This window comes from Sphingomonas sanguinis, from assembly GCF_019297835.1.
Lineage (GTDB): Bacteria > Pseudomonadota > Alphaproteobacteria > Sphingomonadales > Sphingomonadaceae > Sphingomonas > Sphingomonas sanguinis_D.
In genome coordinates this window covers 836,659-856,119 of record NZ_CP079203.1, presented here as the reverse complement: position 1 = coordinate 856,119, position 19,461 = coordinate 836,659, and the positions used below count along the sequence as shown (strand labels likewise).

20 protein-coding genes and 1 tRNA gene are annotated in these 19,461 nt (G+C 65.4%); 13 read left to right on the top strand and 8 right to left on the bottom strand.

Annotated elements, in window-relative coordinates; genetic code table 11:
• Positions 1 to 9: 9 nt before the first annotated feature.
• The gene (surE, locus tag KV697_RS03700; RefSeq protein WP_219020150.1) at positions 10 to 774 is read right to left on the bottom strand and encodes a 5'/3'-nucleotidase SurE; all 765 of its coding nucleotides are present in this window, start codon (positions 772 to 774) and stop codon (positions 10 to 12) included.
• On the bottom strand, positions 774 to 2,051 hold the full coding sequence (serS, locus tag KV697_RS03695; RefSeq protein ID WP_219020149.1) for a serine--tRNA ligase: 1,278 nt from the start codon (positions 2,049 to 2,051) through the stop codon (positions 774 to 776). The genes surE and serS overlap by 1 nt, the downstream gene beginning before the upstream one ends.
• 87 nt (positions 2,052 to 2,138) lie before the next feature.
• On the opposite strand from serS, the gene KV697_RS03690 reads away from it, so the two are divergent.
• Positions 2,139 to 2,570 (top strand): host attachment family protein, encoded by a 432-nt coding sequence (locus KV697_RS03690; protein WP_219020148.1) that lies wholly within the window; start codon positions 2,139 to 2,141, stop codon positions 2,568 to 2,570.
• 21 nt (positions 2,571 to 2,591) lie between these two features.
• Here KV697_RS03690 and KV697_RS03685 read toward each other — a convergent pair whose 3' ends face one another.
• A complete protein-coding gene (locus KV697_RS03685) occupies positions 2,592 to 3,455 on the bottom strand; it encodes a PEP-CTERM sorting domain-containing protein (RefSeq protein WP_219020147.1) in 864 nt (287 codons plus the stop codon).
• 526 nt (positions 3,456 to 3,981) lie between these two features.
• On the opposite strand from KV697_RS03685, the gene dksA reads away from it, so the two are divergent.
• Positions 3,982 to 4,443: an RNA polymerase-binding protein DksA gene (gene dksA, locus KV697_RS03680; protein WP_219020146.1), complete on the top strand. Its 462-nt coding sequence runs from the start codon at positions 3,982 to 3,984 to the stop codon at positions 4,441 to 4,443.
• Between the two features lie 241 nt (positions 4,444 to 4,684).
• Positions 4,685 to 5,050 carry a PilZ domain-containing protein gene (locus tag KV697_RS03675; RefSeq protein ID WP_257575589.1) on the top strand — a complete coding sequence of 122 codons (366 nt, stop codon included), beginning with the start codon at positions 4,685 to 4,687 and terminating at the stop codon, positions 5,048 to 5,050.
• 137 nt (positions 5,051 to 5,187) lie between these two features.
• Here the strand turns inward: KV697_RS03675 and KV697_RS03670 are convergent, their stop codons facing one another.
• Positions 5,188 to 5,343, bottom strand: coding sequence for a YdcH family protein (locus tag KV697_RS03670; RefSeq protein WP_219020144.1), 156 nt, complete (start codon positions 5,341 to 5,343; stop codon positions 5,188 to 5,190).
• 204 nt (positions 5,344 to 5,547) lie between these two features.
• On the opposite strand from KV697_RS03670, the gene KV697_RS03665 reads away from it, so the two are divergent.
• Both KV697_RS03665 and KV697_RS03660 read left to right on the top strand, forming a co-directional pair.
• A complete protein-coding gene (locus KV697_RS03665; protein ID WP_042482878.1) occupies positions 5,548 to 5,745 on the top strand; it encodes a YdcH family protein in 198 nt (65 codons plus the stop codon).
• An 83-nt stretch (positions 5,746 to 5,828) separates the two neighbouring features.
• Entirely contained in the window at positions 5,829 to 6,281 is a 453-nt protein-coding gene (locus tag KV697_RS03660; RefSeq protein WP_257575588.1) for a DUF1465 family protein, read from the top strand.
• 19 nt (positions 6,282 to 6,300) lie between these two features.
• Here KV697_RS03660 and KV697_RS03655 read toward each other — a convergent pair whose 3' ends face one another.
• On the bottom strand, positions 6,301 to 7,260 hold the full coding sequence (locus KV697_RS03655; protein WP_219020142.1) for an NAD(P)H-dependent flavin oxidoreductase: 960 nt from the start codon (positions 7,258 to 7,260) through the stop codon (positions 6,301 to 6,303).
• Between the two features lie 137 nt (positions 7,261 to 7,397).
• Here KV697_RS03655 and KV697_RS03650 point away from each other — a divergent pair, with 137 nt between their 5' ends.
• The 3 genes from KV697_RS03650 to KV697_RS03640 all read left to right on the top strand — a co-directional run bounded on the left by KV697_RS03650 (position 7,398) and on the right by KV697_RS03640 (position 12,587).
• A complete protein-coding gene (locus KV697_RS03650) occupies positions 7,398 to 9,983 on the top strand; it encodes a M1 family metallopeptidase (protein ID WP_219020141.1) in 2,586 nt (861 codons plus the stop codon).
• Between the two features lie 462 nt (positions 9,984 to 10,445).
• Positions 10,446 to 12,029, top strand: coding sequence for a S10 family peptidase (locus KV697_RS03645; RefSeq protein WP_219021222.1), 1,584 nt, complete (start codon positions 10,446 to 10,448; stop codon positions 12,027 to 12,029).
• 39 nt (positions 12,030 to 12,068) lie between these two features.
• Positions 12,069 to 12,587 (top strand): hypothetical protein, encoded by a 519-nt coding sequence (locus KV697_RS03640; RefSeq protein WP_219020140.1) that lies wholly within the window; start codon positions 12,069 to 12,071, stop codon positions 12,585 to 12,587.
• 37 nt (positions 12,588 to 12,624) lie between these two features.
• Here the strand turns inward: KV697_RS03640 and KV697_RS03635 are convergent.
• Together KV697_RS03635 and KV697_RS03630 are read right to left on the bottom strand one after the other, a co-directional pair.
• A tRNA-Lys gene (locus KV697_RS03635) sits at positions 12,625 to 12,700 on the bottom strand.
• A 142-nt stretch (positions 12,701 to 12,842) separates the two neighbouring features.
• Positions 12,843 to 13,451 (bottom strand): NAD(P)-dependent oxidoreductase, encoded by a 609-nt coding sequence (locus tag KV697_RS03630; protein WP_219020139.1) that lies wholly within the window; start codon positions 13,449 to 13,451, stop codon positions 12,843 to 12,845.
• Between the two features lie 90 nt (positions 13,452 to 13,541).
• Here KV697_RS03630 and KV697_RS03625 point away from each other — a divergent pair, with 90 nt between their 5' ends.
• Positions 13,542 to 13,907, top strand: a complete 366-nt coding sequence (locus KV697_RS03625; protein WP_219020138.1) for a winged helix-turn-helix transcriptional regulator — start codon at positions 13,542 to 13,544, stop codon at positions 13,905 to 13,907.
• A gap of 14 nt (positions 13,908 to 13,921) precedes the next feature.
• On the opposite strand, the gene KV697_RS03620 is transcribed toward KV697_RS03625, so the two are convergent.
• Positions 13,922 to 15,361 carry an NAD-dependent succinate-semialdehyde dehydrogenase gene (locus KV697_RS03620; RefSeq protein WP_219020137.1) on the bottom strand — a complete coding sequence of 480 codons (1,440 nt, stop codon included), beginning with the start codon at positions 15,359 to 15,361 and terminating at the stop codon, positions 13,922 to 13,924.
• A 228-nt stretch (positions 15,362 to 15,589) separates the two neighbouring features.
• Between KV697_RS03620 and KV697_RS03615 the strand changes: the two genes are divergently transcribed.
• Genes KV697_RS03615 through KV697_RS03600 form a run of 4 tightly spaced genes read left to right on the top strand, consistent with a single transcriptional unit; the run spans position 15,590 to position 19,309 of the window.
• Positions 15,590 to 16,600, top strand: coding sequence for a sulfate ABC transporter substrate-binding protein (locus tag KV697_RS03615; protein WP_306822682.1), 1,011 nt, complete (start codon positions 15,590 to 15,592; stop codon positions 16,598 to 16,600).
• 5 nt (positions 16,601 to 16,605) lie between these two features.
• On the top strand, positions 16,606 to 17,436 hold the full coding sequence (gene cysT / locus KV697_RS03610; RefSeq protein ID WP_257575587.1) for a sulfate ABC transporter permease subunit CysT: 831 nt from the start codon (positions 16,606 to 16,608) through the stop codon (positions 17,434 to 17,436).
• Positions 17,433 to 18,278: a sulfate ABC transporter permease subunit CysW gene (gene cysW / locus KV697_RS03605; RefSeq protein ID WP_219020136.1), complete on the top strand. Its 846-nt coding sequence runs from the start codon at positions 17,433 to 17,435 to the stop codon at positions 18,276 to 18,278. The genes cysT and cysW overlap by 4 nt, the downstream gene beginning before the upstream one ends.
• On the top strand, positions 18,275 to 19,309 hold the full coding sequence (locus tag KV697_RS03600; protein ID WP_219020135.1) for a sulfate/molybdate ABC transporter ATP-binding protein: 1,035 nt from the start codon (positions 18,275 to 18,277) through the stop codon (positions 19,307 to 19,309). The genes cysW and KV697_RS03600 overlap by 4 nt, the downstream gene beginning before the upstream one ends.
• Positions 19,310 to 19,461: the final 152 nt, after the last annotated feature.

Below are 19,461 nucleotides of genomic sequence, written 5' to 3'. Positions count from 1 at the left end.
AGAACCCGTTCAGCGATAGGCTTTGTTAAGCATAACGAAGGACGGGTCATGCGTCAGGTCGAGTTGCAAAGGCGTTACCGCGATATAATCCTCAGCCACGGCGTCGAGATCGCTGTCCTGACCCGGCTGATGCGGCAGGCGGCCAAGCGCCAGCCAGTAATAGTCGTAACCGCGCGGGTCGGCACGCTTCTCGAACCGCGCCCGGCCATAGTCGCGCAGGCCCTGTCGCGCGACGCGGATACCCTTTACCACGTCCGGCGCGACCGGCGGGAAGTTGACGTTGACCAGCGTGCGGGGCGCGAAGTCCATGTCGAGCAGCGGACGCAATACCCGCTCGCCCCAGGCTTCGGCCGTGGCGAAGGAGACCTGGTCGCCGACCCCTTGCGTCGGATAGCGCTGGCTGAGCGCGACCGAGCGGATGCCCGCCAGCGCGCCCTCCATCGCGGCCGACACCGTGCCGGAATAAAAGACGTCCTCGCCCAGATTGGCACCGCGATTGACGCCCGACAGGATCAGGTCGGGTTTGTTGTCCGCCATCACCTCGCCCAGCGCCATCAGCACCGAGTCGGTCGGCGTGCCCGTCACCGCAAAGCGCCGCTCACCAAATTGCCGCAGCCGCATCGGCCGGGTCAGGGTCAGCGAGCGGCTGGTCCCCGACTGGTCCTCGGCGGGCGCAACGATCCAGACATCGTCCGACAGCGTCGCCGCGATCCGCTCCAGTGCGACCAGCCCCGGTGCGTGATAGCCGTCGTCATTGGTGAGCAGGATGCGCATCAGCGCGGCTCCAGCACCGCCTGCCCGCCGAGATAGGGACGGATGACCTCGGGAACGACGACCGAGCCATCGGCCTGCTGGTAATTCTCAATGACGGCGACCAGCGTACGGCCGACCGCCAGCCCCGAGCCGTTAAGCGTATGGACGAAGCGCGTGCCCTTGCCCTCGGCGGGGCGATAGCGCGTCATCATCCGCCGCGCCTGGAAATCGGTGCAGGTCGAGCAGGACGAAATCTCGCGATAGCGTGCCTGTCCGGGCAGCCAGACCTCCAGGTCATAGGTGCGCGCCGCCGAGAAGCCCATGTCGCCGGTGCACAACAGCATCCGGCGATAGGGAAGGCCCAGTGCCTCCAGCACGCCCTCGGCACAGGCGGTCATCCGCTCATGCTCGGCATCCGACTGGTCGGGGGTGGTGATCGACACCATCTCGACCTTGTCGAACTGGTGCTGGCGGATCAGACCGCGCGTGTCGCGCCCGGCCGCGCCCGCTTCCGAACGGAAACAGGGGGTCAGCGCCGTGAAGCGCAGCGGCAACTCCGCTTCGCTCAGAATCGCCTCACGCACGATGTTGGTCAGCGAGACCTCCGCCGTCGGGATCAGCCAGCGGCCATCGGTGGTGCGAAACAGATCCTCGGCGAATTTGGGCAACTGGCCGGTGCCGAAGGCGGCTTCGTCGCGGACCAGAAGCGGCGGCTGGACCAGCTCGAAACCGTTTTCCTCGGTCATGCGGTCGAGCATGAACTGGCCGAGCGCGCGCGACAGCCGCGCCATGGGGCCGCGCAACAGGGTGAAGCGCGCGCCCGACAGTGCGACGCCGGTCTCGAAATCCATGCCCAGCGCGGGCGCGATCGCGTCATGCTCGCGCGCCTCGAACGCGAAGGTCGCGGGGCTCCCCTTCTGGTGGACCAGCGCATTGTCATTCTCGTCCGCGCCCTGCGGCACATCGGCGGCGGGCAGGTTGGGAATGGCGGCGAGTGCGGTGTTCAGCTCGGCCTCGACGCCACGCTCCTGCTCCTCCAGTTCCGGGAGCTTGGCCTTCAGCGCGGCGACCTCGTCCATCAAGGCCTGGGCGCGTGCCTCGTCCTTGGCCGCCTTGGCCTGGCCGATCTGCTTGGACAGGTCGTTGCGGCGGGTCTGCGCGTCTTGCGCGTCGGCGATGATCGCGCGGCGGCGCTCGTCGATCGCGATCAGCGTGTCAGCCTGGGGTTCGGCGCCCCGCTTGGCGAGGGCGGCGTCGAAGGCGGCGGGGTCGTCCCGGATCAGGCGAATGTCGTGCATGGGGGCGAGGCTATGGCCTTCGCTCCGCCGTCACGCAACCCGTGGCGAAGCGACCGCGTTATCCCAGTCCATAGAAGGAGAAACGCGATGCAGGTGCCGCATAACAGCTTCGTGCTGGTCGTCGATGGCCGCAAGAGCCTGTTCTTTCGGAACGAAGGCAATGCCGAATATCCCAATCTGATCGTCGAACAGGCGGTGGAACAGAATAATCCCGCCGATCGCGACCAGAAGACCGATCAGGCCGGTCAGGCCTCTTCGACCACCGGCGGCACGATGGGCGAGGTCGACTTCCATCAGCAGGAGGAAGATCGCTTCGCGGCCGAAACCGCCGAGATGCTCAAGCGCCGTGCGCTGGCCAACGAGTTCGAGGCGCTGATCGTCGTCGCCCCGCCCAAGACTCTGGGCGAGCTGCGTAAACATTATCACAAGGCGGTCGAGGACCGACTGGTCGGCGAACTGGCCAAGGACCTGACCGGGCATCCGGTCCCGGAGATCGAGGCCGCGCTGCAAAAGGCGTAATCGCCACCGGGCGGCGGCGGGTCAGGCCGTTCTCGGCTTGGCCAGTCGCCGCCGGATGACCAGCGCCGCCGCCGCGCTGCCGAACAGCAGGACCATCGGCGGGGCGGGCACCGGGGTCGGCGGCGGCGTGTCGCCGCCCGACGAGGATGCGCTGCTCGCCGAGGAGGCGGACGATGCGCTCGACGCCGAGGATGCGCTGGAGGCGGAAGAGCCGTTGGACGACCACCCGCTGCTGCTCGACGCATAGCCGCTGGACGACGCAGAGGAGGCGGACGACGCGGAAGAGGCACTCGACGAACTCGACGAACTGACATCGCCCGACGACGCGCTTGTCGAGGAAACATTGCCCGACGAGGTGGACGATCCGCCAGTCGAGGACGTGCTCGACACGTTGCCGCTCGACGAGGTGCTGCTGACTCCGCCGGTCGAGGTGGACGATCCGCCCGCCCCCCCGGATGCGGAGGAGGTCGACGACCCGCCGGACCCGCCCGAAGCCGAAGAGGTGGAGGTCGACCCGCCGCTGCTGGTCGAGGAAATGACGATGTTGCCGTTCGATCCGCCGCCGCCGAAACCGAAGCCGCCCCCGAAACCACCGCCCCAGCCTCCGCCGAAGCCGCCGCCCCAGCCGCCGATCACCGCGGGGACATAGCCGCCACCCGTCGCGAACGAGGGGGCGGGGGGCAGGGGGATGGGAACCGGCGGGTCCTGAGTCGTGACGGTGACGATGGTGGGAGGCGGCGTAGTGGTGATGGTCGTGGTCCGCTTGACGATCCGCCGCTTTGGCGGGGGACGGCGGTGGACGATCCGCTTCTTGACCTTGGTCTGCTTGACCAGGGCAGGGCGCTCGGGACGGTCGACCATATGCACGGCCCCGCCACCGATCACGGCACCCCCAGCGGCACATGCCGTCAGCTTTGCCAAGGCCATTCGCACAGACATCGTCACATCCTCTAACGGTTCCGGCCCCAGAACGATACGGGGTCCGAACCAAGGCTCGAACCGGGCGATGGTTCCGGTCCCGTGATGGTCCCGGCTGCGCCCGTCTGCCCATTATCGGCAGTTTTCAGGTTTCTGTCATCACAGTGACCAACAAAGCCTTAAGGTCAAACCGAATATTCCCCTCCCGCGTCTAGCTTTGGGATTCGGGCCGCGGACAGGAGCGGGTTCTCTAAAAAACGGGCGGGTCGCGGCAGGGAGATTCGACGATTGGGTGTGGAAATACACCATAAAGGCACCATTTCGTCCATATCGGGTTAACATCGCAACTTTATTATAGAAATTGGCAATACGATGAAACGCCGGTCGCTTGCGGCAGACGGTGGCACCGATTATAGGCCCTCTCGACCATCAGGGGGCGGCCCCGAGGACACGGTGCCGAACGTCGCACCGACGGGCCCTTTGGGAGAGTGGTATGGCGACGGTGATTAATCGCGTGACGGAATCCACCGGGCCGGATGCGGCCAATGATCTCGACGAAAATTATCGTCCCTCGGCGGACGAGCCTTTCATGAACCTGAAGCAGCAGGCCTATTTCCGCCGCAAGCTGATCGCATGGAAGGAAGCCATTCAGCGCGAGGCGCAGGGAACCCTGTCCCAGCTGCAGATCGACTCGCTGCGCGAACCCGATCTGACCGATCGCGCGTCGAGCGAGACCGACTGGTCGATCGAGCTTCGCACCCGCGACCGCCAGCGCAAGCTGATCTCCAAGATCGACGCCGCGCTGCGCCGGATCGAGGAAGGCGAATATGGTTATTGCGAAGTGACCGGCGAGCCGATCAGCCTGGGTCGGCTGGAGGCGCGGCCGATCGCGACGATGACGGTCGAGGCGCAGGAGCGTCACGAGCGCAACGAAAAGGTCTCGCGCGACGATTGATCGACAGGGTGGGGCATCGGGGCGGTATAAGTCGGCCCGGCCCCCGCCCTGGTTTCGCCCGGCAGGAAAGCGGGGCGAACGCGAAGGACTTGCCCCATTTGCTGACAGATGGTTGGAGCCCGTTGCCAATAATGGATTGGCAACGCGGCGGCAGCTGTCGCATGATCGCGCAAGGCAATAACGGGTACGTAGGACGATCGGGATGGAAGCGACGAGCCGCGCACCCGCAAGTGGATCTGGAATGGCCGAAGACGAAGTGGAACGCAGCGACCGGGCTGGACGGCGCGACAGCCTGTTGCTCATGGCGCAGATGACGTTGGACGACGAGGCGACGCCGCGCGACGTGCGCGTCCGTAATATCTCCGAGGGCGGGTTGATGGCCGAGCTGGCCGTCTCCGTGGAAATAGGAACGCCGGTCTCGCTGGATCTGCGCGGGATCGGCCTGGTGTCGGGGCGGATCGCCTGGTGCACACAGGGCCGGGTGGGCGTCGCCTTCGATCGGCCGATTGATCCGACGCTCGTGCGCAAGCCGGTCGGCGGGGGGACGTCAACGCCGGACTATGCCAAGCCGTTCACGGGCTTGAAGACCAAGCCCTTCCATCACTGATCCGACGATGGTTGTGGGGGCGTAGCACCATTCCTTATCCAGGAAGGCCCCGATCTGCGACGTAGTCCGTCGGTGACAAGGGTCCGTCGGCGACAAGGGCCGCAGCGGGCCGAATGACCCGCGCGGCCGCGTCAAGGCTATAGGCCTTGCATCTCTTCCTTCAGCCTGAGCTTTTGCTTCTTCAAATCCGCAAGGATCAGCGCGTCTGGCACGGGACGCTGTGATTCGGCGCTGATTCGCCGATCCAACGTCGCGTGCTTGGTCTCCAGGGCCGTTTGATGCGCCGTGTGCATGGGCTTCAACCTCCTGTCGTTGCTTGGGGGAGTGATTAAAACACCAAAAGCCGCATCTGTCCCCATCCATTTTCGTCAGAATCGACCGGATGAGGCATTTGACGCGACGACGTGTTGCCGCCTCTCGCGCCGCGCACGCGGGCTTGCTAGAGGGGCTGAACCGGCGTCGGACTTCCTCCGCGTCGGTCGCCAAGGGGGAGCAGGATGGACGTCACGCTGGCACGCGCGCGGATCGACATGTTGCGAACCGAGCACCGCGATCTGGACGATGCCATTGCCGCGCTGCTGCAGTCCTCCACGCCCGACCAGTTGCAGATCGCGCGGCTGAAGAAGCGCAAACTGCGCCTGCGCGACGAGCTTGCCGAACTGGAAGACCGGCTGATTCCCGACATCATCGCCTGACCGGTTCGTATCGGGACAGGCCGCCCCCAAGCGCCGTCTTGTCCCTGAAAGCCATGTCATGCGAGCCATGGGCCATGCCCGACATGCCGTCCGAATCCCCGTTTCACGCGAAGCTGATCGAAAGCCTTTATGGCGAGGCCATGGCGCTGGCCGAGGCGGCGCGCGGCTATTTCGACGGCATCGGACGTGACGAGCGCGATGCGCTGGACCCGGTGGTACGGGTCGCCTTTTCTTGCGAGTCGCTGAAGGTCACGACGCGGCTGATGCATGTCATCGCCTGGGTCCTGACCCAGCGCGCGGTCGAGGCCGGGGAGATGGACTGGACCGAAGCGCGCCAGCCGGTGCGGCGGCTGGGCGCATCGCCGGACAGCGACGCAGCGCAACTCGCCGTCTTGCCCCGCCAGGCGCAGCGGCTCACCCAGGCGAGCCTCGACCTGCATCGCCGGGTCGAGAGGCTCGATGCGCTCGCTGACGTGACCCCGCCCGTAATGAGTCCGGTTCAGGCATTGCAGGCGCGGTTGGGGCGGGCGTTCTAAATACTCCGACGGGCGACGGCTATCGGGCCAGCGACAGACTTTCCCGCGCCGCCTCATATTGCTCCCGCAACGCTGCGATGCGTTCGGCGGCGGGGGCGATGCGGTCGACCGCGCCGATGCCTTGCCCTGCGCCCCATATGTCGCGCCATGCCTTGGCGGCTTGACCACCGCCGAAGTTCATCGTCGCCACGTCGCCGTCCGGCAGGTTGTCGGGGTCCAGCCCGGCCGCCACGATCGACGCGCGCAGATAATTGCCGTGGACGCCGGTAAACAGGCTGGAATAGACGATGTCGCTCGCGCGGCCCTCGACCACCGCCTGCTTATACGCTTCGGCGGCATTGGCCTCGGTCGTGGCGATGAAGGGCGAGCCGATATAGGCGAAGTCCGCCCCCATGGCCTGCGCCGCGAGGATCGCATCGCCCGTCGCGATCGCCCCCGCCAGCGCCAGCGGCCCGTCGAACCAGCTGCGGATTTCCTGCACCAGCGCGAAGGGAGAGAGCCGCCCGGCATGGCCGCCCGCGCCCGTCGCCACCGCGATCAGCCCGTCCGCGCCCTTTTCCACGGCTTTGCGTGCGAAACGGTCGTCGATCACGTCATGCAGTGTGATCCCGCCCCAGCTATGGACGCCCGCATTCACATCCTCCCGCGCGCCGAGCGAGGTGATGACGATCGGCACCTTCCACTTGGCGCACACCGCCAGGTCGGCCTCCAGTCGGTCGTTGGAGCGATGAACGATCTGATTGACCGCGAACGGCGCGGCGGGGCGATCGGGATGCGCCCGGTCATGCGCCGCCAGTTCTTCTGTGATCCGGTGGAGCCATTCGTCGAGCAGGCTGGCAGGCCGCGCGTTCAGCGCCGGGAAGGAGCCGACGATCCCCGCCTTACACTGGGCGATGACCAGGTCCGGGTTGGAGATGATGAACAGCGGCGACCCGATGACAGGCAGGGACAGGCGACTCAGGGCGGGGGGCAGGCTCATGGCTTTACGATAACGTAAAGGTAAAGCGTGTCCAGCGCCGCTTGGTCGCGTGCAACATTATTACATGACCGTCATTTGCTTTGAGCCGAACAGGGCGTAGAGATTTGCGCATTCCAAAGTGAAAGGCCCTGATTGCGATGAAGTCCGCCCTATCGGTCCTGCTGGCCCTGACCGTTTCCACCCCGGCGCTGGCGGCGGGCCAGTTGCCCCAGACCGTCGCGCCGGTTCTGTACGACATCACCGTGCGGCCGGATGCGAAGGCGCTGACCTTCGCCGGCGAGGAAACGGTCGATGTCGATGTGAAAGAGGCGACCGCGACGATCGTGCTGAACGCCGCCGAGCTGACCGTGACGCGCGCGACCTTCGACGGAAAGCCGGTGCCTTTCGTCGCTGACAAGACGGCGCAGACCCTGACGCTGACCCTGCCGCAGGCGGCGAGCGTAGGGCGGCACAAGGTCGGTTTCGCCTGGACCGGCACGATCAACCGCTCGGCCAACGGCCTGTTCGCGATCGACTATACCAATGCCGACGGCTCGGCCGACCGGATGCTGGCGACCCAGTTCGAGGCGCCCGACGCGCGCCGCTTCGCGCCGATGTGGGACGAGCCTGCCTTCAAGGCCAAGTTCCGCCTGACCGCTACCGCGCCCAAGGGCCAGCGCGCGATCAGCAACATGCCCGCAGAATCCGTCACCGCCCAAGCAGACGGCAGCCAGCTCTACCGCTTCGGCGAGACGCCGGTGATGTCCAGCTATCTGCTCTTCTTCGGCTCGGGCAATCTCGATCGTAAGACGGTGGACGCGAACGGTGTCCAGATCGGCGTGGTCAGCCGCAAGGGTGTGGTGGATCAGGGCGATTATTCGCTGAGCTCGGCCACCAAGCTGCTGTCCTATTACAACGACTATTTCGGCACGCCCTATCCGCTGCCCAAGATGGACATGATCGCAGGCCCCGGCTCCAGCCAGTTCTTCGGCGCGATGGAGAATTGGGGGGCGATCTTCTATTTCGAGAATGAGTTACTCTTCGACCCGAAGGTGATGAGCGAGAGCAACCGCCAGCGCATCCACACCGTCGTCGCGCATGAAATGGCGCACCAGTGGTTCGGCGATCTCGTTACCCCGCGCTGGTGGGACGACCTCTGGCTGAACGAGGGCTTCGCCTCGTGGATGGAGGGCAAGGCCAGCAACGACCTGAACCCCAGCTGGGAAGCGGCGGCGGCCAGCGTCGCGGGCGAGCGCGAGTCGGCGATGGGGATCGACGCGACCAGCGCCACCCACCCGATCATCCGCAAGGTCGAGACGGTCGACCAGATCGGCGAAGCGTTCGACAGCATCACCTACCTGAAGGGGCAGGCGGTGATCGGGATGCTGGAATCGACGCTGGGCGCGGACACGTTTCGCAAGGGCATCCGCGCCTATATGGCGAAGTACAAGTATCGGAATACGGTGACCGACCAGCTCTGGGAAGAGCTGTCCAAGGCGTCCGGCACTAACGTCGCGACCATCGCGCACGACTTCACCCTGCAGGGCGGCGTGCCGCTCATCACGATGACCGGCGCACGCTGCGAGGGCGGCAAGACCGTCGCGACGCTGACGCAAGGGCGGTTCGGGCTGGATGAGTCGTCGAAAGCACCCCAGACCTGGCATGTGCCGATCCGCGTGGCGACGATCGGCGGGGCCGAGACGACCGCGATCGTGACCGGCGCTGCGCCTGTGCCGGTGACGGTCGGCGGCTGCGGCACGCTGGTCCTGAACCAGGGCAAGGGGTCCTATACGCGCGTCATGTATGACGATGCGGGCCATGCCGCGATCGTGCGCGACTATGTCAAGCTGGCGCTGAACGATCGTCTGGGTACGCTGGGCGACGATTATGCGCTGGCGGCGGGTGGTTATCAGGATCTGAGCCGCTGGTTCGAGCTGATGGCAAAGGTGCAGCCCGAGGCCGATCCGCTGGAATGGGAGACGGTCGCCGGCGAACTGGCGCGTCTGAACGGCCTGTATGAGGGCACGCCGCTCGAAAAGCCGCTGCGAGCGCGGACGGCGGCGATCCTGTCGCCGGTGCTGGCGCGGATCGGGTTCGAGCCGAAGCCGGAGGACGGCGCGCTCGTCTCCAACCTGCGCGAGACGCTGATCGGGCAGCTCGGCACGAGCGGCGACGCGATGGTCGCGGCGCGCGCGCGTGGCTATGTGACGGCGCTGGGCAAGAACCCGAACGCCATTCCGGGCGCCATCCGCCAGCCGATCCTGGCGACCTACGCCAAGCAGGCGACGCCCGCTGAGTGGGACCGCCTGTACGAATTGGCCAAGGCCGAGCGCAACCCGGTGGTCAAGAACCGCTATGTCTCGCTGCTGGGCTTTGCCGAGGACGAGGCGGCGGCGCGTCGGGCGCTGAGCGTGTTGAAGGACAACACCTTCACCCCGCCGCAGCGCGCCGCGCTGCTCCGCTCGATCGCGGGGGCGCATCCTGACATGGCGTTCGACTGGGCGGTCGCGAACAAGCCGCTGGTCGACAGCTTCCTGGAGGAGAGCAATCGCTCGACCTTCATCGTCGGGCTGGGCGCAGGATCGAACGATCCCGCCATGCCTGGCAAGATCGAAGCCTGGGCCGCCGCCAATCTGCCCGAAGGCTCGCGCGGCGGGGCCAAGCGGTCGATCTCGCAGATCGCGGTGCGCAAGGCGGTAGCCGATCGCCTGAAGCCCGCCGTCCAGACCTGGCTGTCGCGGTGATGTGAGAGGCTGGCGGGGACACGATCCCGCCAGCCTTTGACCGATCCACCCCTCCGTTCAGCCTGAGCAAAGCCGGAGGCCAAGGGAAACCTCTCCCTTTCCGTTCCCCGGCGAAGGCCGGGGCCCAGTTCCGGCGAAGCCGAAAGGGAATGGCAACGGCGAGTGGGAGGCCAATGGCCCGGTGGACATAGTCTCCCACGCAAATTTATCGGGCCATCGCATCCGAACAGAAACTGGACCCCGGCCTTCGCCGGGGAACGGCCTGAATTGAGGCTATACCCGTGGCCTTACCCGTACCCTTCGACATCGCTCAGGCTGAACGAAGCAAAGGATAATCGCCCCACGCCCCCGCAACCTCTTGCCTCGAATGCCGAAACGCGGGAACCATGACGCTTCCGTCATCCAACCCGTGAGCCATTCGTGATCCGCAACAGCCTTGCTCTCCTCTTCGCTGCCACCGCCATGACCGCGCCGCTCGCCGCACAGGAGGAAGGGGAGAGAAAGGCCGCGCACCATGAAGCCGCCAAGGCCGAGGCGGAAGCCGCCTGGGCGCGGGCGCCACTGGAGGAAACCGAGGTTCGCCACCGCGACAGCGTGACGATCAATGGCCGCGCCTATCCCTATATCGCCTCGGCCGGTACGCTGACCGTGCGCGATATCGAGGGCAAGCCGACCGCCTCGATGTTCTACACCGCCTATACGCTCGACGGCACCAAGCCCGGCACCAAGCGGCCTGTGACCTTCCTGTATAATGGCGGGCCGGGATCGCCGTCCTTCTGGCTGCGCATGGGTTCGTTCGCGCCGATCCGCATCCGCACTACCAGCCCGGAGTTCGTGCGGCCCGCACCCTATGATGTCGGGCCGAACCCGGATTCGCTGCTCGACAAGACCGACCTCGTGTTCCTCGACGCAATCGGTACCGGCTATTCGCGGCCGCTGGGCGATATGAAGCCCGCGCAATTCTATGGCGTCGACGAGGATGTCGATGTCTTTGCGGGCGCGATCCAGCGTTACGTCACCAAATATGGCCGCTGGATGAGCCCGAAATTCCTGCTGGGCGAGAGCTATGGCACGCTGCGCTCGGGGGCGCTGGCCTATCAGTTGCAGGAAAAGGGCGTGGCGCTGAACGGCGTCGTGCTGCTCAGCTCGATCATGAATTACGGCTATCGGCAGCCTGGGCTGGATCAGGTCTATCTCAATTACCTGCCCAGCTATGCTGCGACCGCCTGGTATCACAACCGCCTGGCCGATCGCCCAGCCGATGTCGCGACCGTGGTGGCGCAAGCCCGTGCCTTCGCGGTCGGCCCGTATATGTCGGCGCTGGCCAAGGGGCAGAGCATCTCGCCGCAGGAGCGCGACCAGATCGCCGAGCAGATGAGCCGCCTGATCGGCATCTCGCCCGACTATATCAAGCGCGCGAACCTGCGCATCGACCTGCCGCGTTTCCAGAAGGAATTGCTGCGCGGGTCGGCGCGCACGGTGGGGCGGTTCGATTCGCGTTATCTCGGCATCGATACCGACGCGGCGGGCGAGGCACCGGAGACGGATGCTTCTTCCGACGCTATTTCAGGGGCTTATATCGCGTCCTTCCAGGACTATCTGCAGTCCACGCTCGGCTACAAGACCGAACTTCCCTATCGCCTGTCGGCGCGCGAGGCGGCGGGCTGGACCTGGAACTGGAAGCACAAGTCGCCCGACGGCGGGCAGAACAATCCGAATACCGCGATCGACCTGGGCGCTGCGATGCGCGCGAACCCGTATCTCAAGGTGCTGTCGATGAACGGCTATTACGACATGGCGACCCCATTCTTCGGCACCGAGAACGACTTGGGCCATATGATGCTGGAGCCCGCGCAGCAGGCCAATCTGCGCTTCACCTATTATCCGGCTGGGCACATGACCTACCTCAACCCCGATGCGCTACGCCGCATGAAGGCCGATCTATCGCGCTGGTATGACGAGGCGGTGAGCGATGCGAAGTCGTCCACCCCGCCGGTGCCGCCTTCGGGGCAGGGGGCCTCTAGGCCTAATAATTCGGGCCAGTGATCGACCTGTAGCTTTTAATGGTCATGTGCGGGAGATGTTATGCCGATCATGGAAGCGATTGCTGCCGTCGGGCAGGCTCTTGATGTAGCCAAAGGGCTTCGAGCCGTAGAGAAGGGCTGGGACGCTGCGGCCTATAAGGTCCAGATTGCCGAGCTCATGACCGCGCTAAGCGATGCTCGCCTCGAGTTAGTGGCGGCGCGAGAGGCGGCATTAGAAAAAGATGCTGAGTTTGAACGGTTGAAGGCAACGCTTGCAGGTCAAGCGTTGCTTGTCATGGGGCGCGGCGGCTTCAAGTATAAGGCTGATAATAGCGGCCAGCCTACGGGCCTGCCGGTCTGCCCTACATGCGAATTAAGAGATGGACGCCTGACATTTACCGTCAAAGACAACTCGCCGCGTAAGGTTAGATGCCCCGTTTGTAACGAGCGTTTTGATGGCGTCGCAATCTACGCGATCGAGCCTGTAAACGAGCCAATGACGTTGGAAGACGATCAACATCGACGATCTGCCGAAGGTATGGCTCGCTTCACCGAGCGTTTAAATCGTGGAGTTTACTGACTTCGCGAAATCGCTCTTTCGCACTTTTTTGATTGAATGGTGGACGCACTTGGGCTCGAACCAAGGACCCGCTGATTAAGAGTCAGCTGCTCTACCAACTGAGCTATGCGTCCGATGCCGGTCTGCGGCACGGCGGGGAGCGTGTCCCCGTCTGGTGGGGCGGCTATTAGCCGGGCATGTCCGACCTGCCAAGGGGGTTTTTGACATTTTTTTGGCAGTCGGGGCCGCGTGTGCAGCCCCGACTGTGTAAGTTCCTCAATAACCGACCGTAAAGCGCTGGCGGATGTGGCGGGGCTGCTCGATTTCGTCGGCCAGCGCGATGGCATAGTCCTCGAACGAGATGCTGCTGCCCTGCTCGTTGGACAGTAGCGTGTCGGTACCGAGCCGGAATTGCCCCGTCCGCTCGCCGGGGACGAACATCGCCGAGGGCGAAAGGAAGGTCCACTCCAGATCCTCCACACCGCGCAGCAGGTCGAGGAAGTCAGCACCCGCGCTCGCCTCCGCCTTATACGCCTCCGGAAAGTTCGGTTGGTCGATCAGGCGCTGGCCGGGCGCGACTTCCAGGCTGCCTGCGCCGCCGACGACCAGATAGCGCTTCACGCCCGAGGCGCGGACGGTGTCGATCAGGGCCTGGGCATCGGTGACGAGGAAATGCACCGCGCTGATCACCGCATCATGCCCGCGCAGCGTCTCGGCCAGCGCGGCCGTGTCGCTCAGGTCGCCTGCGACGGGGGTGACGCCGGGCAGCGCCGCGATCCGCTCGGGCGTGCGGGCGATGGCGGTCACGGCGTGGCCGCGATCCGACAATTCCTGCAGGATCCGCGAGCCCGCATTGCCCGAGGCTCCGATCAGCGCGATCTTCATGCTCTTTCCTTTCGATGGTCTGGATTGTAGACCATGAATATGCACAGTCATCCCGCGCCACAAGACGTCATTGTCCAAGGACCAGGTCACATGGACGTGACCGCCCCACCGACCGGAGAGGGCGGGTGCCCGATCCGCGATGTGCTGGACCGGATCGGCGATCAGTGGAGCCTGCTCATCCTCGCCGCGCTGGAGCCGGAAACGTTGCGCTTCAACGTCCTGCTGCGGCGGATCGGCGATGTGTCCAAACAGATGCTGTCGCGCACGCTGCGGCGGCTGGAGGAGGATGGTTTCGTCGAGCGGACCGTCTATGCGGAGGTGCCGCCACGGGTGGAGTATAGCCTGACCGATCTGGGCCGGTCGTTCCTGGGGCCGATGCGGGCGCTGATCCGCTGGGCGGATACGCATCAGCCCGAAGTGGAGGCGGCCCGCGCGGCCTATCGCGCGCGAGCCTGACCCCAATCTTCCTATCAGGCGATGTGAACCGCCTTGGTAATCATATGGTTGGCGATGCCCTCTGGCCCGTCTTCCGAACCATAGCCGCTTTCCTTGACCCCGCCGAAAGGCGCATCGCCCCAGCTGAGCCGAACGGTGTTGATCGCGACCATGCCCGCCTCGATCTCGTCGGCGAGCTGATTCTGGCGGCGGCCATTCTCGGTGAAGCAATAGGCGCCCAGGCCGAAGGGCAGGCGGTTGGCTTCCGCGATGGCGTCCTCGGTGGTGGCAAAGGGGCGGATCAGCGCGATCGGGCCGAACGGCTCCTCGTTCATCGCCTTGGCGTCGAGCGACACATCGGCCAGCACGGTGGGCGAGAAGAAGAAGCCGTTACCGGCCTGGGCTTCGCCGCCGGTCAGCTTGCGTGCGCCATTCTTCACCGCATCCTCGATCATCGCGCCGATCGCCTCGGGGCGGCGCGGATTGGCCATCGGGCCCATCTGGGTATCGTTCGACAGGCCATCGCCAATCTTCAGTGCGGCGGCGCGCTCGGCAAAGCCCTTGGCGAAGCGCTCGTAAATCCCCTCCTGCACATGGAAGCGGGTGGGCGCGACGCAGACCTGGCCCGCATTGCGGAACTTGTGGGTGACGAGCAGGTCGAGCGTCTTGTCGAGATCGCAATCGTCGAAGACCAGCACCGGGCCATGGCCGCCCAGCTCCATGGTCGACTTCATCACCGTATCAGCGGCGAGCTTCAGCAGGTGCTTGCCGACCGGGACCGACCCGGTGAAGCTGAGCTTGCGGGTGACCGGGGAGGCGAGCAGGTGGCGCGACACCGCATCGGGCACGCCGAAGACCAGCTGTGCGACATCGCCGGGCAGGCCCGCATCCTGGAAGCAGCGCATGATCGCGATGGCGCTGGCGGGGGTTTCCTCGCTGGGCTTCAGGATGACCGAGCAACCCGCCGCAATGGCGGGCGAAATCTTGCGCACCGGGTTCATGACGGGGAAGTTCCAGGCGCAAAAGGCCGCGACCGGGCCGACCGGCTGGTGCAGCACCAGCGAGCGGGTGCCGGTGGGACGCGGCAGGACGCGCCCATAGATGCGGACCGCTTCGCCTGCATGGAAATCGAGCAGCGCGGCGGTCGCGGCGACCTCGCCGCGCGCCTCGACGATGGGCTTGCCTTCCTCCAGCGTCGCGAGTCGGGCCAGTTCCTCGGCACGCTCGCGGACCAGCGCGGCGGTGCGGTGCAGGACGGCGGCGCGCTCCTGCGGCGCGACTTTACGCCACTGCTCGAACCCGCGCGCGGCGGCCTCCAGCGCACGGTCCATGTCGGCGGCGGTCGCCAGCGGCAGCTCACCCAGCGACTGGCCGGTCGCCGGGTTCAGCACCGCCTGGGTATCGCGCCCCTCCGGCCCCAGCCACTCTCCGCCGATATAAAGGCCGGTTTTTACATCAAGTTGCTGGGCGGTCATGTAGGTCCTTTCGAAAAGGCTAGGGGGTCGAATGCGGGCCGGAGATCGGCCTTGTGCGCCGTCGATACAAGGCCGGGCAGGGCCGGAACGGGCTTCTGTCAGGATCGAGGGAGCAAAAGCAGGGCTTTGTGCGTCCCAAGCTTTACGGCATTTCCTATCAGGGGGATCGAGATAGGTTACGCGCCGAAACGAAAGGGACGGATCCAGATGCGAGCACCATTTCCGGCCATGTTGGCCGCATTGATGATCGGTACGGTCGGTCTGTCCGGCTGTTCGGGCGGCGGCAACGGCAAGGGCACGGTCGAGCTGCTGAACGTCAGCTATGATCCGACGCGCGAGCTGTACAAGGATGTCAACGCCGCCTTCGCCAAGGATTATCAGGCCAAGACCGGCAAGACCGTGTCGTTCCGCATGAGTCATGGCGGATCGGGCAAGCAGTCGCGCTCGGTGATCGACGGGCTGTCCGCCGATGTGGTGACGCTGGCGCTGGCCTATGACATCGACGCGATCGCCGAGCGGGCCAAGCTGCTGCCCGCCAACTGGCAGACCCGCCTGCCGGACAATAGCGCGCCCTATACCTCGACGATTGTGTTCCTGGTCCGCAAAGGCAACCCGAAGGGCATTCGCGACTGGGCCGATCTGGTGAAGCCGGGCGTGCAGGTCATCACGCCGAGCCCGAAGACGAGCGGCGGCGCGCGTTGGAACTTCCTGGCGGCCTGGGCCTATGGCAAGAAGGCTGGCGGTTCGGATGCGGCGGCGCAGAAATATGTCGCCGACCTCTATAGCCATGTGCCCGTGCTGGACTCGGGCGCGCGCGGGGCGACGACGACCTTTGTCGAGCGGGGGCTGGGCGATGTGCTGATCGCCTGGGAGAATGAGGCGCTGCTCTCGGAGAAGGAACTGGGCGCGGGCAAGTTCGACATCGTGGCGCCGTCCATCTCGATCCTGGCCGAACCGCCGGTTGCAGTGGTCGATGCCAATGCCAAGGCGCATGGGACCGAACAGGTCGCGACCGAATATCTGAAGTTCCTCTATACGCCGGAAGGCCAGGAGATCGCCGCGCGCAACTTCTATCGCCCGCGCGACCAGGCGGTGCTGGCCAAGCATGCCGCGACCTTCCCGAAGCTGGACATGGTGACGATCCAGGATTTCGGCGGCTGGGCGGCGGCGCAGAAGCGGTTCTTCGCGGATGGCGGGGTGTTCGACGCCATTTATGGCAGCCAGGCCAAGCGGCGCTGATCACGGTGTTGCGGAGGAAGCGCCGCTCGGCGCTGCCGGGCTTCGGCCTGACCATGGGCATGACCATTTTCTGGCTCGGGCTGGTGGTGCTGGTCCCGTTGTCGGCGCTCGTCATCCGGGCGGCGGGCATGGGCTGGGACGGCTTTGCCGAAGTCGGGCTGTCACCGCGCGCGCTGGCCGCTTATCGCCTGAGTTTCGGCGCGGCACTGGCGGCGGCGGCGATCAATGCGGTGTTCGGGCTGCTCATCGCCTGGATCCTCGTCCGCTATGAGTTTCCGGGCAAGAAGCTGATCGACGCGGCGGTGGACCTGCCCTTCGCGTTGCCGACGGCGGTGGCGGGCATCGCGCTCGTGTCGCTCTATTCGGAAAATGGCTGGGTCGGGTCGCTGCTGACGCCGCTCGGGATCAAGGTCGCCTATACGCCTCTGGGTGTAACAATTGCCCTTGTTTTCATTGGTTTGCCGTTCATTGTTCGCTCGGTTCAACCAGTTCTCGCCGATCTGGGTCGCGATGTGGAGGAGGCCGCCGCGACGCTTGGCGCCTCCCGTTTGCAGACCTTTGGCCGGGTGATCCTGCCCGCCATTGCCCCGGCTTTGCTGACCGGCTTCGCACTCGCCTTTGCGCGGGGGGTGGGAGAATATGGCTCGATCATCTTCATCGCGGGCAACATGCCCTTCAAGTCGGAGATCGCGCCGCTGCTGATCATTACTCAGTTGGAGCAGTTCGACTATAATGGTGCGACCGCCATCGCCTGTGTGATGCTGGTCCTGTCCTTCGCGATGCTGTTGTTCGTCAATCTGCTCCAGGCGTGGCGCGCCAAGCGGGGAACGCGATGAGCAATTCCAACCCTACGACCATCGAAAGCCCCTGGGCGCGGCGGGCGCTGATCGGTGTCGGTTTTCTGTTTCTAGCATTGTTCCTGTTCCTGCCCTTGGTCATGGTCTTCGCGGGCGCTCTTGCGAAGGGATGGAGGGTCTTCTTCGACGCGCTGGTCGACCCGGATGCGCTGGCGGCGATCCGCCTGACCCTGCTGGTGGCCGCCATCTCGGTGCCGATCAACGCGGTGTTCGGGGTGGCGGCGTCCTGGGCGATCGCGAAGTTCGACTTTCGTGGAAAAAGCCTGCTCATCTCACTGATAGAACTGCCTTTTTCGGTGTCGCCGGTGGTGTCCGGCCTGATCTTCGTGCTGCTTTTCGGGGCGCAAGGATGGCTGGGGCCGTGGCTGACCGAGCATGGGGTGCGGATCATCTTCGCGGTGCCAGGCATCGTGCTGGCGACGGTGTTCGTGACCTTCCCCTTCGTGGCGCGCGAACTGATCCCGCTGATGGCCGAGCAGGGCCGCGACGATGAGGAAGCGGCGCGCTCGCTGGGTGCGAATGGGTGGCAGATTTTCTGGCATGTCACGCTTCCCAATATCCGCTGGGGCCTGCTTTACGGGGTGCTGCTCTGCAACGCCCGCGCGATGGGCGAGTTCGGCGCGGTGTCGGTGGTGTCGGGGCATATCCGGGGGTTGACCAACACCATGCCGCTGCACGTCGAAATCCTGTACAATGAATATGACTTTGTCGGCGCGTTCGCGGTGGCGTCCCTGCTCGCCTCGCTTGCGCTGGTGACCTTGGGAGTGAAGACCGTGCTGGAATGGCGTTTCGGCATCCATCGGGCGGGAGCCGCGCATTGAGCATCGTCGTCGACAATATCTCCCGCCGGTTCGGCGGTTTCACCGCGCTGGACCGCGTGACGCTGGAGACTAAACCGGGCGAGTTCCTGGCGTTGCTGGGTCCGTCGGGTTCGGGCAAGACCACGCTGCTCAGGACCATAGCGGGGCTGGACTTCGCTGATGAGGGGCATGTCCTGTTCGACGGGCAGGACATGACCGGCACCCCGGCCGCCGAGCGGCGGATCGGTTTCGTGTTTCAGAATTATGCGCTGTTCCGCCACATGACGGTCGCCGACAACATCGCCTTCGGCCTGACGGTGCGCAAGCGGCGCGACCGGCCCGCCAAGGCCGCGATCGCCAATAAGGTCGCAGAGCTGCTGGAATTGATCCAATTGCCGCAATTGGGCGATCGTTACCCCGCGCAGCTGTCGGGCGGCCAGCGTCAGCGTGTGGCGCTGGCCCGCGCGCTTGCCATCGAGCCGCGCCTGTTGCTGCTCGACGAGCCGTTCGGCGCGCTCGACGCGCAGGTGCGCAAGGACTTGCGCGGCTGGCTGCGGCGCATCCATGACGAGACCGGGCTGACCTCGATATTCGTGACGCATGACCAGGAAGAGGCGCTGGAGATTGCCGACCGCATCGTCGTGATGCGTGGCGGCGTGATCGAGCAGATCGGCACCCCCGCCGAGGTGCAGAGCGCGCCCGCCACCGCCTTCGTGTCATCGTTCATCGGCGAGACCAATCGACTGCCCGTCACGCGGCGGGATGGCGCGGCGGTTATCGGCGACGGGCTGGCGACCGTGCCCGACGAAGCGCGCGGGCAGGGCGGGGGCGAAATTCATATCCGCCCGCACGATGTCGAGCTGGCCGAGCCGGGCGCCGCCGACGCACTGCCCGTCACCATATTGGCGAGCCGCCCCATTGGTCGGTCCCGCCGGATCACGGCCGAGCTTGCTGGGATCGCCGAGCCCTTGACCTTCGACTTGCCCGTCGCGGAGGAGGCAACTGCCGGACAATCGCTGTCGATCCGCCCGGTCCGCTACCGCATTTTCTGATCCCTTTTCGCGTTTGATCCCCTGACCTTTTGCGGGAATTGGCCGTTTCGGCATTTGCCAGGGCCGGGTCGTCGGGGCATGACGCGGACGTCAACAGGGGAGATCGTCGTTGAAGGTCGGACAGGAATGCTGGCGGATCGAGCAGGCCGATC

Coding starts and splice junctions, on each gene's coding strand:
- KV697_RS03615 (WP_306822682.1), top strand. CDS start 15,590: ATGTTGGCCGCATTGATGATCGGTACGGTCGGTCTGTCCGGCTGTTCG.
- KV697_RS03620 (WP_219020137.1), bottom strand. CDS start 15,361: ATGACCGCCCAGCAACTTGATGTAAAAACCGGCCTTTATATCGGCGGA.
- KV697_RS03630 (WP_219020139.1), bottom strand. CDS start 13,451: ATGAAGATCGCGCTGATCGGAGCCTCGGGCAATGCGGGCTCGCGGATC.
- KV697_RS03655 (WP_219020142.1), bottom strand. CDS start 7,260: ATGAGCCTGCCCCCCGCCCTGAGTCGCCTGTCCCTGCCTGTCATCGGG.
- surE (WP_219020150.1), bottom strand. CDS start 774: ATGCGCATCCTGCTCACCAATGACGACGGCTATCACGCACCGGGGCTG.
- KV697_RS03645 (WP_219021222.1), top strand. CDS start 10,446: ATGACCGCGCCGCTCGCCGCACAGGAGGAAGGGGAGAGAAAGGCCGCG.
- dksA (WP_219020146.1), top strand. CDS start 3,982: ATGGCGACGGTGATTAATCGCGTGACGGAATCCACCGGGCCGGATGCG.
- KV697_RS03650 (WP_219020141.1), top strand. CDS start 7,398: ATGAAGTCCGCCCTATCGGTCCTGCTGGCCCTGACCGTTTCCACCCCG.
- KV697_RS03640 (WP_219020140.1), top strand. CDS start 12,069: ATGCCGATCATGGAAGCGATTGCTGCCGTCGGGCAGGCTCTTGATGTA.
- KV697_RS03660 (WP_257575588.1), top strand. CDS start 5,829: ATGCCGTCCGAATCCCCGTTTCACGCGAAGCTGATCGAAAGCCTTTAT.
- KV697_RS03675 (WP_257575589.1), top strand. CDS start 4,685: ATGGCCGAAGACGAAGTGGAACGCAGCGACCGGGCTGGACGGCGCGAC.
- cysW (WP_219020136.1), top strand. CDS start 17,433: ATGAGCAATTCCAACCCTACGACCATCGAAAGCCCCTGGGCGCGGCGG.
- serS (WP_219020149.1), bottom strand. CDS start 2,051: ATGCACGACATTCGCCTGATCCGGGACGACCCCGCCGCCTTCGACGCC.
- KV697_RS03625 (WP_219020138.1), top strand. CDS start 13,542: ATGGACGTGACCGCCCCACCGACCGGAGAGGGCGGGTGCCCGATCCGC.
- KV697_RS03670 (WP_219020144.1), bottom strand. CDS start 5,343: ATGCACACGGCGCATCAAACGGCCCTGGAGACCAAGCACGCGACGTTG.
- KV697_RS03690 (WP_219020148.1), top strand. CDS start 2,139: ATGCAGGTGCCGCATAACAGCTTCGTGCTGGTCGTCGATGGCCGCAAG.
- KV697_RS03665 (WP_042482878.1), top strand. CDS start 5,548: ATGGACGTCACGCTGGCACGCGCGCGGATCGACATGTTGCGAACCGAG.